This window comes from Leisingera sp. ABD4_442 (assembly GCF_056160905.1).
In genome coordinates, this window is sequence record NZ_JBSWYB010000020.1 from 38,517 (window position 1) to 50,586 (window position 12,070).

Annotated in this window: 13 protein-coding genes and 1 tRNA gene; 4 read left to right on the top strand and 10 right to left on the bottom strand. The window is 64.9% G+C overall.

Features of this window, described 5'->3' with window-relative positions:
* Positions 1 to 71 precede the first annotated feature (71 nt).
* The 8 genes from ACXAHG_RS14985 to ACXAHG_RS15020 form a co-directional block, all read right to left on the bottom strand.
* Positions 72 to 1,151: a 2'-deoxycytidine 5'-triphosphate deaminase gene (locus tag ACXAHG_RS14985; RefSeq protein WP_475043711.1), complete on the bottom strand. Its 1,080-nt coding sequence runs from the start codon at positions 1,149 to 1,151 to the stop codon at positions 72 to 74.
* Between the two features lie 126 nt (positions 1,152 to 1,277).
* Positions 1,278 to 1,354: transfer RNA gene (locus ACXAHG_RS14990), tRNA-Pro, on the bottom strand.
* Positions 1,355 to 1,552: 198 nt separating this feature from the next.
* On the bottom strand, positions 1,553 to 3,481 hold the full coding sequence (locus ACXAHG_RS14995) for a MerR family transcriptional regulator (protein ID WP_475058536.1): 1,929 nt from the start codon (positions 3,479 to 3,481) through the stop codon (positions 1,553 to 1,555).
* A 17-nt stretch (positions 3,482 to 3,498) separates the two neighbouring features.
* The gene (gene ihfA / locus ACXAHG_RS15000) at positions 3,499 to 3,801 is read right to left on the bottom strand and encodes an integration host factor subunit alpha (protein WP_008207184.1); all 303 of its coding nucleotides are present in this window, start codon (positions 3,799 to 3,801) and stop codon (positions 3,499 to 3,501) included.
* 101 nt (positions 3,802 to 3,902) lie between these two features.
* Positions 3,903 to 4,874 carry a beta-ketoacyl-ACP synthase III gene (locus ACXAHG_RS15005; RefSeq protein ID WP_475058538.1) on the bottom strand — a complete coding sequence of 324 codons (972 nt, stop codon included), beginning with the start codon at positions 4,872 to 4,874 and terminating at the stop codon, positions 3,903 to 3,905.
* A gap of 16 nt (positions 4,875 to 4,890) precedes the next feature.
* The gene (gene plsX, locus ACXAHG_RS15010; protein WP_475058540.1) at positions 4,891 to 6,003 is read right to left on the bottom strand and encodes a phosphate acyltransferase PlsX; all 1,113 of its coding nucleotides are present in this window, start codon (positions 6,001 to 6,003) and stop codon (positions 4,891 to 4,893) included.
* Between the two features lie 37 nt (positions 6,004 to 6,040).
* On the bottom strand, positions 6,041 to 6,247 hold the full coding sequence (gene rpmF, locus ACXAHG_RS15015; RefSeq protein WP_008558107.1) for a 50S ribosomal protein L32: 207 nt from the start codon (positions 6,245 to 6,247) through the stop codon (positions 6,041 to 6,043).
* Positions 6,248 to 6,471: 224 nt separating this feature from the next.
* Entirely contained in the window at positions 6,472 to 7,008 is a 537-nt protein-coding gene (locus tag ACXAHG_RS15020) for a YceD family protein (RefSeq protein ID WP_475043706.1), read from the bottom strand.
* 100 nt (positions 7,009 to 7,108) lie between these two features.
* On the opposite strand from ACXAHG_RS15020, the gene ACXAHG_RS15025 reads away from it, so the two are divergent.
* The 3 genes from ACXAHG_RS15025 (at position 7,109) to ACXAHG_RS15035 (ending at position 10,276) form a co-directional block, all read left to right on the top strand.
* Positions 7,109 to 7,582, top strand: coding sequence for an outer membrane protein assembly factor BamE (locus ACXAHG_RS15025; protein ID WP_475043705.1), 474 nt, complete (start codon positions 7,109 to 7,111; stop codon positions 7,580 to 7,582).
* Positions 7,583 to 7,657: 75 nt separating this feature from the next.
* Positions 7,658 to 8,404, top strand: a complete 747-nt coding sequence (locus ACXAHG_RS15030) for a GNAT family N-acetyltransferase (protein ID WP_475043704.1) — start codon at positions 7,658 to 7,660, stop codon at positions 8,402 to 8,404.
* 63 nt (positions 8,405 to 8,467) lie between these two features.
* The gene (locus ACXAHG_RS15035) at positions 8,468 to 10,276 is read left to right on the top strand and encodes an ABC-F family ATP-binding cassette domain-containing protein (RefSeq protein ID WP_475058542.1); all 1,809 of its coding nucleotides are present in this window, start codon (positions 8,468 to 8,470) and stop codon (positions 10,274 to 10,276) included.
* Positions 10,277 to 10,421: 145 nt separating this feature from the next.
* Here the strand turns inward: ACXAHG_RS15035 and ACXAHG_RS15040 are convergent, their stop codons facing one another.
* Both ACXAHG_RS15040 and ACXAHG_RS15045 read right to left on the bottom strand, forming a co-directional pair.
* Positions 10,422 to 10,976, bottom strand: coding sequence for a sugar O-acetyltransferase (locus tag ACXAHG_RS15040; RefSeq protein ID WP_475043700.1), 555 nt, complete (start codon positions 10,974 to 10,976; stop codon positions 10,422 to 10,424).
* Positions 10,977 to 11,128: 152 nt separating this feature from the next.
* On the bottom strand, positions 11,129 to 11,416 hold the full coding sequence (locus tag ACXAHG_RS15045) for a putative quinol monooxygenase (RefSeq protein ID WP_475043699.1): 288 nt from the start codon (positions 11,414 to 11,416) through the stop codon (positions 11,129 to 11,131).
* 95 nt (positions 11,417 to 11,511) lie between these two features.
* On the opposite strand from ACXAHG_RS15045, the gene ACXAHG_RS15050 reads away from it, so the two are divergent.
* Positions 11,512 to 11,868, top strand: a complete 357-nt coding sequence (locus ACXAHG_RS15050; protein ID WP_475043697.1) for a winged helix-turn-helix transcriptional regulator — start codon at positions 11,512 to 11,514, stop codon at positions 11,866 to 11,868.
* Positions 11,869 to 12,070: the final 202 nt, after the last annotated feature.

Sequence of the window (12,070 nt, forward strand, 5' to 3'; positions counted from 1 at the left end):
CGCCCGGCCCTCCCCCACGGGGAGGCGCTTTCAGCACCTGCCCCGAGGCTCGGGCGCTCCCCTCACCGTGATCAGGCAGGCGACTTGAAATGCTTCGACAGTTTCAGCCCCTGACCCTGGTAGTTCGACGCAATCCCCGCGCCATAGAGCTGCTCCGGCACCTCGGCCATTTTCTCATAGACCAGCCGGCCCACAACCTGGCCATGCTCCAGCACAAACGGCGCCTCGTGGCAGCGCACCTCCAGCACCCCGCGCGAGCCGCTGCCGCCGGCGGCGTCGTGGCCGAAACCGGGATCGAAGAAACCCGCGTAATGCACCCGGAATTCGCCGACCATCGCCAGATAAGGCGCCATCTCGGCGGCAAAGGCGGGCGGGATATGCACCGCCTCGCGGCTCACCAGGATATAGAACGCGCCGGGGTCCAGGATGATGCGGCCGTCCTTGGTGCGCACTTCCTCCCAGTATTCCTGCGGATCGTATTCGCCGATCCGGTCCAGGTCGATCACACCAGTGTGCGGCTTGGCGCGGTAGCCGACGAGGTCGGTGCCCGGCAGTTTCAGATCAACAGAGAAGCCCAGCCCATCCTCGATCACCGCCTCGCCATCGACCAGCGGGGTGCCAGCGTGCAGCATCTTCAGTTCCGCATCCGACAATACCGCCTGGCCGGAGCGGAAGCGGATCTGGTTCAGGCGCATCCCGGGGCGTACAAGAACCGAGAAGGAGCGCGGGCAGATCTCTGCATAAAGCGGGCCGGTGTAGCCGGGCTTGATGCGGTCGAATTCCTCGCCGCCGTCGGTGATGGTGCGGGTCAGAAGGTCCAGCCGCCCAGTGGAGCTTTTGGCATTGGCGACAGCGGACACGGCCTGCGGCAGCGCCAGCCCCTCCATCAGCGGCACCACATAGACGCAGCCCTTTTCCAGCACGGCGCCATCGCTCAGGTCGATCCGGTGCATCTCAAATTCGGTCAGCCGGTCGGAAACGCTGCGGCCCTGGCCGGCCAGAAATGAGGCGCGCACCCGGTAGGCGGTATTGCCTAAGCGCAGGTCGAGGCTGGCGGGCTGCACCTGGCCCGCCACCAGCGGCGTGCTGACGGTGATTTCCCCGCGTTCCAGCATCTTTTCAATGGTTTGGCTGGGCAATACGCCTGTCATGTCCTGTCCCCCTCCGCACGCCGGCTTTGCGGCGATGCTGTCCCATCCGGGCGCCCTGCGCAATCGGCAAAGCAGGCTCCGGATACGAAAACGCCCGGGTGAAAGAACACCCGGGCGTTTTTCATATGGTCGGGCTAGCAGGACTCGAACCTGCGACCTTCCGTCCCCCAGACGGACGCGCTACCAGGCTGCGCCATAGCCCGTTGAAGAGCCTTCTAACCGTTTTCACAGCGGGGGCAAGAGGGGGCGGCAAGATTTTTTGCGGCCGCGCGAAGAAATTCAGCGCTCAGAAGCCCTTGCCCCGCCAGCCCCGCGCGGAGGCCGTTTCCCGGCGCGGGAAACGGCTCGGAAATCAAAGGATTTCCGGGCCGGAATTCGTGCCGAATTCCGGCTTGCCGGCCTCAGACCCTGTTCCGGACAAGCGCTTGCAGCTCCCCGGCGCAAGCGGCGATCTCCGCCACTGCGTGCGGCGGCAGCTGGCGGATGGCGGCCAGATGGGCCAGAACCCCGGGCCGCAGCGCAGTTGCAGGCTGCGCCGCCAGGTCCTCGCCGCTTGCAGCCGCTGCCGCCGCTTCGGTTTCTGCCGCGTCCGGGCTGTCTTGCAGCGGCTCTTGCCCGGGGGCAGGCGCCGATTCGGGTTCTGGGCTGAAACCGGCTGCGAATTCCATCGCATCCACCTGCCGTGCCGCCTGATCCAGATCATGCGGCGGGAAAGCTGTGACTGGATCCTCTGCTGGCACCGTTGCGGAGCCTGCGTCCTCGTCGGTGCCCATAGGGGCAGCGGCGGCAACGCCGAAGTCCAGCGGCTCCTCCGGCTGCATTCCGGCGGCGGCCACCAAAGTGTCTTCAGCGGGCTCCGGTTCTGCCGGGGTGTCCGGCTGGGGCGCAAACTCCGCCTCTGCCGTTTCTAAGGCCGGGGCTGTAGCCTCTGGGGCCGCAGCAGCGGGGTCCGTTTCCTGGCCAAAGGCAGGGAAGGGGTCTTCTGCGGTCTCCAGAGCCTCATCCGGGGTGTCCTGCGCTGGTTCGGCATAGGAAGGGGGCTCAACGGGTTCAGGCCCTGCACCCTGAACACCCTCCTGCACGGTTTCGGCGGCAGCCAGACCGCTGGTGTCTGCATCCGCTTCCAGCGCCTCGGCGGCAAAACTGCCCGCAAAGGAATCCTCCGCAGCTGCAGCAGGCATCTCCTCAATGCTGCCGGCGGGCTCTGGGGCGGTGTCGTCCTGGCCCGGCCTGTGATCTTCAGCTCTGTCTTCTGCTGCAGCGTCTTCCTGTGCCTCTGCCTCCGCCGGCTCTGCCGCAACGCCGGGTTCAGGCTGCGGCTCCGCAAGGGGCTGCGGGTCTTCTGCAGGCTCCGGTGCGGCGTCCGGCGCAAGCGCATCCTCTGCGCCGCCATCCGGGGTGCCCTCAAAGGCTGCGGGCGCGCTTTCAGGATCGTCCAACCCATCGCCGGGGAGGGGGGTGGCAGCTGGTTCCGGATTTGAATCCGGATCAGTCACGCCGAGGTCCGTATCCGGCACCGCGGCCTCTGGCGAGGCCGGAGAGCCGGGTGCGGCAAAGGCCTCATCAGGGAGGGGCTGTTCCGCGGCGCCGGCTGGCTCTGTGCCTGGAATGGATGTGTCTTCCAGTCCGGCCTCCTCCGCTGCGGGGACTGGGCTGTCCTCTTCGGCCTGGTCGGCGGCGCTGAAGCCTTCACCGGGCACCGGGGGCGGGGCCTCCGCAGGCATGTCCGGAAGCGGTTCGGGCGCGGCGGCCGGGGCGTCAAGATCCATCCGCATCTGTGGCTCTTCCGCAGCAGGTTCCGGTTCGGCGGGGGGCGCCCCTGCAGCAGGCTGCTGTCCGGCCGCCGGCGTTTCCGCCGCGGGCTCCGGTTGCGGTTGCGGCTCTGCCGCGGCGCCTGCAGGCGGGTGCGGCGGGAAGCCGACCACATTGCTGCCTTCGGGGCTCAGCGGGTTCGCGTCTTCGGCGCCCAAGCCCTGGACCAGGTCCAGCGAGCTTTGCCAGTCGCTGCCCAGCGTGTCCGCGGGCGGCACCGGTGCAGTGGGTTGCGCGGGCCCGTCCAGCGGGTGCGAAAAGCTGGAGACATGGGCCACGCCATGCTCGCGCAGCAGCGCCTGCACATCCTTGATTGCCATGCCGTCGTCATGCAGCAGCTTCTTGATGCCGCCCAGCAATTGCATGTCCGCAGGCCTGTAATAGCGGCGCCCGCCGGCCCGCTTCACAGGTTTGACCTGGGTGAATTTGCTCTCCCAGAAGCGCAGAACATGCGCCTGCACGCCCAGCCAGTCCGCAACTTCACTGATGGTGCGGAACGCGTCCGGTGATTTTGACATGGCTTAAATTGTCCCGTTTACTTACGGTTGCCGTCTGCCACGCGGTCTTTCATCAGGTGGGAGGGCCGGAACGTCAGCACGCGGCGCGGCTGGATCGGCACTTCTTCGCCCGTTTTCGGGTTGCGCCCGACCCGGGCCGACTTGTCCCTTACGCTGAAAGTGCCGAACGAGGAAATCTTCACCTGTTCACCGCGCACCAGGGCATCCGACATATGTTGCAGCATGCTTTCCACCAGCTGCGCGCTTTCGTTGCGCGACAGGCCGACTTCCCGGAAAACTGCTTCGCTTAAATCCATTCGTGTCAGTGTTTTTTCGCCCATACCATTCCCCGTTGTTTTGCAAAGCATAGGGCGCAGGGAATTTCCCTGTCAATATCAATGAATTGCGCGGGGGTATTCGGGCGGCAATCCGGGATACTGCGTTACCAGCGCAGCACAACCGCGCCCCAGGCCAGGCCGCCGCCGATGGCCTCAGTCACGATCAGGTCGCCTTCCTTGATCTGGCCGCGCTGTTTGCCGACCGACAGGGCCAGCGGGATGGAAGCGGCGGAGGTGTTGCCGTGATCCTGCACGGTTACCACCACGTTGTCCATGCTGAGGCCCATTTTCTTGGCGGTGCCCTGGATGATGCGGATATTGGCCTGATGCGGCACAATCCAGTCGACATCCGCGGCCGAAAGGCCTGCGCGGTCCAGCGCGGTATTCGCGGTGGAGGCGAGTTTCTCGACTGCGTGGCGGAACACCTGGTTGCCCTGCATCCGCAGGTGGCCGGTCGAATTGGTGGAGACGCCGCCGTCGACGTACAGCAGATCCTTGTAGCGGCCGTCGGAGTTCAGGTCAGTGGCAAGGATGCCGCGGTCCTTGTTGGTGCCGGCCAGTTCCTGCGCTTCCAGGAGCAGCGCGCCGGCGCCGTCGCCGAACAGCACGCAGGTGGAGCGGTCGGTCCAGTCCATGATCCGGCTGAAGGTTTCCGCCCCGATCACCATCACGCGGTTTGCCTGGCCCGAAGCAATCAGCGCGCTGGCGTTGGACAGCGCATAGACGAAGCCCGCGCAGACCGCCTGCACGTCAAAGGCAAAGCCCGATGTCATGCCCAGCTTGGATTGCACCATGGTGGCGGCGGAAGGGAAAGTCAGGTCCGGGGTAGAGGTGGCCACAACGATAGCATCCACATCATCCGCCGTCAGGCCAGCGTCCGCCAAAGCGCGTTCCGCTGCCTTGGCGGCCATATCCGATGTGGTCTCTCCCTCAGCGGCAAAATGGCGGCGTTCGATGCCGGAGCGGCTGCGGATCCATTCATCCGTCGTGTCCAGCGTGGCTTCGAATTCCGCGTTTTCAACCACCCGTTCGGGAAGATAATGTCCGGTGCCAACAACAACCGCGCGTCGCGTCATTCGTCTGCCTGCCTATTCAGTCTTTTTCGGTGGCCGCCCGCAGCGTGCGGGAGGCATTATTATCTTGGGTATGCGCGCCTGCAGATGCAACCCGCGCGGCCAGTTTTTCGGCGAAACCATGCTGCGCCAAGCGGAACGCCAGCTTGACTGCCGCAGAGACGCCCATGGCATCGGCGCCGCCGTGGGATTTCACCACAGTGCCGTTGAGGCCCAGGAACACGCCGCCGTTGACGCGGCGCGGGTCCATCCGTTTGGACAGGCGTTTCAGCGAGGTCATCGCCAGAACCGCGGCAATCTTTGACAGGAAGGAGTATCCAAACGCCTCCCGCAGCGCGGTGCGCATCAGGCTGGCGGTGCCTTCGCCGGTCTTGATCGCCACATTGCCGGTAAAGCCGTCGGTCACAATCACATCGGCTATATCGCCGGGGATGTCGCTGCCCTCGACAAAGCCGACAAATTCATAATTCGCCTGATCGGCTTGTTCTGAGATCAGCCCATAGGCTTCTTTCAGCTCGGCGCGGCCCTTGTGCTCTTCGGTGCCGACATTCAGCAGGCCCACCCGGGGGCGGGCAATGTCCATTGAGTTGCGCACATAGGAGGTGCCCATCAGGGCGAACTGCAGCAGATCCTCGGCATCCGCCTTCACGTCGGCGCCCACATCCAGCATCACGTTGAAGCCTTGCGGATTCAGCGAGGGCCAGAGGATGGCAATGGCGGGGCGGTTGACGCCTGGCAGCTTGCGCAGGCGCAGCATCGACAGCGCCATCAGCGCGCCGGTATTGCCGCAGGAAACCGCACCGGAAGCCTCGCCGTTCTTGACCGCGTCCAGAGCCGACCACATCGAGGTGCCCTTGCCGTTGCGCATCACCTGGGAGGGTTTGTCCTCCATGGTGACCACATCGCGCACATCGCGAATCTCAACGCGGCCTTTCAGGGCGCGCTTCTTGGCAACCAGCGGTTTCAGCTGATCTGCAGGCCCGTGCAGGATGAACCCGATGTCCGGGTTCTTTTCCGCAGACATGGCAATGCCGGCCACCACAACTGCGGGGCCGGCGTCTCCGCCCATGGCGTCAACAGAAATAGTGATGCGGCCGGCTTTTGCCTGATTTTGATCGGGTTTACCCGTCATGCGAAAGCCTGCCTGGCATCAGGATCCTGTCCGTGGCTTACGCCGCGTCCTCGTCGATCTCGATCTCGTCTGCAGCTGCGACGATCTCTTTATCGTCGTAGTGGCCGCAGGAGGGGCATACGTGGTGCGGGCGCTTCAGCTCGCCGCAGTTGCCGCATTCGTTCGGGTTCGCAGCAACCAGTGCATCGTGCGCGCGGCGGTTGTTGCGGCGCGATTTGGATACTTTGTTCTGTTGGACGGCCATGTCTCAACCTTTGTCTGTTTGGGCCTTGGGGCCATCCCCGCGGCGCGATTGCGTTCTGTTCGATCAGTCTGACGTGCGTTTAGGCGTCTGCCCTAGCATTGTCCAACCAAAAATTCCGATGAGCGCGCGAAAATACTGCGAATCTCCGGCGGCGCAAGGTGTTTTTTAAGACAGGGGCGCAGGCGGCGCCAGACAGAATTTTCTGCGCCGCAAAAATTCTGCCTTCAGTCCTTATCTTTCAATTGGCCGCGCAGGGCGGCAAGGCCCGCAAACGGCCGGGTGTCCTCGTCCCGCATCGGCTGCACGCCGTCCTCGGCATAGACAGCTTCGCCCAGTTCGGCGCCGTCCTTGCGCGGATAGGCGGGGATATGCAGCGCCAGCGCCTCTGCCATCACCGCGGCGGGGTCGATGTGGCTGCCCAGCGACTCGATGCTGTCGTCCTCTGGCATTTCCACCTCGGCGCCTTCCGGCGTCTCGATGCGGGCCAGATAGGTCAGCCGGACATCTTCGTCGATGCGCGTGGTCACTGGTTCCAGCGTCACCACGCAATCCTGCACCACAGTGGCGCCCAGGCGGCCGGTCAGCTGCCAGTCGCGCTTGCCCATCGCCTTGATCTCGCCGGTAAAGCGCATTTTGCGCAGGCCGTTCACGCCGAACTCCGCCGCCAGTGCGGCAAGCTGTGCCTTGTCCGGGACAATCTCAAATGCGGTCGGGGTGTTCTGCGGCAGGTCCGCAACCCGCAAAGCGGTGCTCTCAGACATGTTAGGGGACTTTCGTTTCTTGAACCGGAGGCGGTCATTAGGTAATCGGGTTCAAAGACGTATTCAAGCCGCGCGGTGCTGCGGCAGCTGGGGGGCAGTCATGGTTGCAACGGGAAATCACTGGAAGCGGGTTCTGCGCGGCGCGGTCTTTGCGGCGGCGGGCCTGGCCCTGGCCGCCTGTGCCTCGGTCTACCGCAAGCATGGCTACGTGCCGGCGCCGGACCAGCTGGCCGAAGTGGTGCCGGGCATCGACACCAGGGATTCGGTGGCGGAAACCATTGGCATCCCGTCCTCGACCGGCGTGCTGAACGAAAGCGGCTATTACTATGTCGCTACCCGCTTCCGCCACTATGGTGCCGCGGCGCCGAAACCGGTGGCGCGCGACCTGGTGGCGATCAGCTTTGATGCGCAGGGCGTGGTGCAGGCGGTGCAGCGCTACAGCCTGGAAGACGGCAAGGTGGTGCCGCTGGAGCGCCGGGTGACCAGCTCCAGCGTGCAGGACAGCACCTTCCTGCGCCAGCTTTTGGGCAGCCTGGGCAACTTTGGTCCCGACCAGTTCCTGCAGGACCAGTAACCCTGGCGGCGGCAGCGTCACCGCTTTGTGACGGCGCCTGCGGCGGGGGCTGTTGCAAAGAGCGGGGAGGCTGCAATGGCAGAGCCTGACGTGCTGCTGAGCAAAGGCCGCTACCGCGCCCGGCTGGCGGCGGGGGCCGCCGATGTGGCTGCAGCGCAGGCTTTGCGCAGCCTGTGTTTCCGCACCGCAGCGCCGGACCGGGATAGTTATGACAGCCTGTGCGCCCATGTTCTGGTTGAGGACCGGCAAAGCGGTGAACTGGTCTGCTGCTTCCGGCTGCTGCTGCTGGAGAGCGGGGCAGAACTGGCGCGCAGCTATGCGGCGCAGTTCTACGGACTTGGCGCCTTGCAGGGGTTTACGGGGCGGATGGCGGAGCTGGGCCGGTTCTGTGTCAGCCCGGACCGGACTGACCCGGACATCCTGCGCATTGCCTGGGGCGCGCTGACAGGTGTTGCCGATGCCCGGGGGGTGCAGATGCTGTTTGGCTGCTCGTCTTTTGCCGGCACCTTTGCGGAACCTTACCTGGATGCCTTTGCGCTGCTGGGGCACCGGCATCTGGCGCCGCAGTGCTGGCGGCCGCGGGTGAAAGCGCGCGAGGTGGTGCGCTTTGCCGCCGGGCCGCAGCAGGCGCCGGATGTGAAACGGGCGATGCAGGTGATGCCGCCCTTGCTGCGGACCTATCTGGCGATGGGCGGCTGGGTCAGCGATCATGCGGTGGTGGACCGGCAGATGGATACGCTGCATGTGTTCACCGGGCTGGAGACCGGCGCCATTCCCGCGGCCCGCAAACGGCTGCTGCGGGCGGTGGCCGGGGGAATTTGAGTATTTTCGGCAAGATGAAAGGGGAGCGTTGACGCGCCTTTGCAGCCGGTTTAGCTGGCTGCTATGGCACGTATTCCTCTTTTGCAGATGTCCGGTATCTCGCTGACCTTCGGGGGCGATCCGGTTTTTTCAGGTCTTGATCTGGTGGTGCAGCCCGGCGACCGGGTGGCGCTGGTGGGCCGCAACGGTTCCGGAAAATCCACCCTGATGAAGGTGATGGCGGGAATTGTTGAAGCCGATCAGGGCGACATCGTGGTGCCGCCGGGCAAATCGGTCGGCTATATGGAGCAGGACCCGAAGATGGAGGGGTTTGCGACGCTCGGCGATTTTGCTGCCAGCGAGCTGGACCCCGGCGAAATGTACAAGGTGGAGCGCGCGGGCGAGGGGCTGAAGTTCGATCCGGCGCGCCCGGTTGAAACCGCCTCGGGCGGGGAGCGGCGCCGTGCGGCCTTGGCCAAGCTGATGGCCGAGGCGCCGGATCTGATGCTGCTGGACGAGCCGACCAACCATCTGGATATCGAGGCGATCACCTGGCTGGAGAACGAGCTCAAAAACACCCGTGCAGCCTTTGTGCTGATCTCCCACGACCGGGCGTTTCTGCGGGCGCTGACCCGCGCCACCCTGTGGGTGGACCGCGGCGAGGTGCGCCGTCAGGAAAAGGGGTTTGAGCATTTCGAGGCCTGGCGCGACAAGGTCTGGGAAGACGAGGACATGCAGCGCCACAAGCTGAACCGGCTGATCAAGTCGGAAAGCCGCTGGGCGGTAGAAGGGATTTCCGCGCGCCGCATGCGCAACATGGGGCGCGTCAGGGCGCTGCAGGATCTGAAGGCGGAGCGCGCAGGCCAGATCAAACGGCAGGGCACCGCCGAGATGGCGCTGGAAGCCGGTCCCAAGTCGGGCCGCAAAGTGATAGAAGCCGAGGAGCTGAGCAAGGCCTTTGGCGGCAAGCCGATTGTGCAGAACTTCTCGCTGAAGGTGCAGCGCGGCGACCGGGTGGCCTTTGTCGGCCCCAATGGCGCGGGCAAGACGACGCTGCTGAAAATGCTGCTGGGTATGGAAGCGCCGGATGAGGGCGCGGTGCAGCTGGGCACCAATCTGGAAATTGCACTGTTTGATCAGACCCGCGACCAGCTGGATGGCGATTCGAGCCTATGGGAGAACCTGACCGCAGACCCCTTGCTGGGGATTTCCGGCAAGGCGGATCAGGTGATGGTGCGCGGCCAGCCCAAGCATGTGGTGGGCTATCTGAAGGAATTCCTGTTTGATGAGCGCCAGGCGCGCGCACCCGTGCGCTCCTTGTCGGGCGGCGAGAAGGCGCGGCTGCTGTTGGCGCGGCTGATGGCGCGGTCCTCGAACCTGCTGGTCTTGGACGAACCCACCAACGATCTGGACGTGGAGACGCTGGACCTCTTGCAGGAGCTGCTGGACAGTTATGACGGCACCGTGCTGCTGGTCAGCCACGACCGGGATTTCCTGGACCGGGTGGCAACCACCACCATTGCGATGGAAGGCAATGGCCGGGCCACGGCCTATGCCGGTGGCTGGAGCGACTATATTGCGCAGCGCGGGCCGCTGGAGGTTGCCGGCAAGGCGGAGAAGGTGAAGCCTGCGAAAGCCAAACCCAAGCAGGAGAGCCAGCCCAAGGAGGGCCTGAGCTTCAAGGAAAAGCACCGGCTGGAGGCGCTGCCCGGTGAGATCGAACGGCTGGAAGCAGAGATCGGCAAGCTGCAGGAGCTGATGAGCGATCCGGAGCTGTTCACCCGCGAGCCGGTGAAGTTCAAGAAGGCCACCGAGGCGCTGGTGGAGCGGCAGGAGAAGCTGGCCGCAGCTGAAGAGGAGTGGCTGGAATTGGAGGAGAAGGCCGGCGGCTGAGGCAGCTCTTCCGGTTAGGTCAGCACGTCTGACCAAATGTTTCGCGCGCGAAACATTTGGTCAAAGTTGCTGCCGTAAAACTTTGAAATTTATTAGGAAATGTAAGGCAGGTGTTAAGGCGGCGGGCGGCGGCTTTACCGTTTGATTACCCGCGCCGGGGGCGAGCCGGATTGCCGGTGACGGTCGCTCCGGCGGCAACGTCTTTGGTCACCACTGCGCCAGCGCCCACGATGGCACCGTCGCCGATGGTGACCCCGGGCAGGATGATCGCTCCGCCGCCGATCCATACATCTGCGCCAAGGGTGACGGGATAGGCAATCTCCAGCCCCTTGGCCCGCAACGCCCTGTTTTTGTGGTGCTGGGCGCAGTAGATCTGCACGTTCGGCCCCAGCATGGTCCCGTCGCCGATGCTGACGGGGGCGGTGTCCAGAATAGTGCAGCCCGCGTTCATGTAGACGTTGTTTCCGAGGGTGATGTTGATGCCGTAAGCGCAGTGAAACGGTGCCTCGATCAGGCAGTTTTCACCGTGGGCGGCAAAGAGTGCAGCCAAGGCTGGGCTGAGGGTTTCAGCCGGATCAGGGGGTGCTGTGTTGTGCTGATGCACCGCAACCCGGGCCTGATGGCGCAACGCCGCCAGTTCGCTGTCCAGGCAACAGTACCACTCGCCTGCCTGCATTTTCTGCCGTTCTGTCCTGGTCATCGGGGCCTCCTGGCGGGGAGTGAAGGACCGGCGGGCGGGATTGTCAATTGCCGGGTGGGCTCCCGCGCCCGCAGGCGCCCTGGCTGCGCCAAGGCGCCTTGGTGCGGCCTTGGGCCGGGCACCGCTGGCGCGGTGCCGGGCCGGCGGCCAGGTCAGGCGGTCTGGGTCATTTCATTGAGGGTGAAGGCGGCCACTGCGCCCTCTGTTGCGGCCATATAGGCGGCCAGGTGCGGCGCGTTCATGTGCTGCTGCCACAGCTCCCGCGTTTCCCAGGTTTCGTAGAACACAAAGAAGCCGGGCGTCTGGTTGTCCTGGTGCAGGTCATAGCGGATGCAGCCTTCCTCGGCGCGGGTGATGGGCACCAGCTTTTCGAGTTCGGCTTTGACCAGGGCTTCTTTGCCGGGCTGGGCGGTGATCTGGGCGAGAATGGTCAGGGCCATTTGGGCCTCCTGTGCTTGAGTGGTTTGACGGGAGGGGATATGGAGGTGCGGTATTTTTTGCGCAAGAACGCACGTTTTGTGAAGGTAGGCACCAAATGGATACTGTGAGCGGCAGGGACGCCCGGACAGCCCGGTTCGAGACCTATGATTGCAGCGGCGGCTGCCCGGTGGAGGCGGCGCTGGAGCAGATTTCGGGCAAGTGGAAGGGGCTGATCGTCTATCACCTGCTGCCCGGCACCCTGCGGTTCAACGCCTTGGGGCGGGCGCTGGGGGATGTGACCCAGCGCAGCCTGACCAAGCAGCTGCGGGAGCTGGAGGCGGATGGCATCGTGCACCGCAAGGTCTATGCCGAGGTGCCGCCGCGGGTGGAATACAGCCTGACCGCCAAGGGGCAGGCGCTGCGCCCGGTGATCGAGGCGCTGGCAGCCTGGGGTGCCCGGCCGGACGGCTGAAACGGAGGGTTGGCAGCGTGCTCCCGCGCCCGCAGGCCCCTGGCTGCGCCACGGCGCCTTTGTGCGGCCTTGGGCCGCGCACCGCTGGCGCGGTGCGGAGGTTCTGCTGAGAAGCGCTTGAGGGGCAGCTGTGCCCCTCAAGGCGCCATGCCGAGTGTGTGTTCTGTTGAGGCTGCCTCAAGGATAAACCGTGCTGCGCACG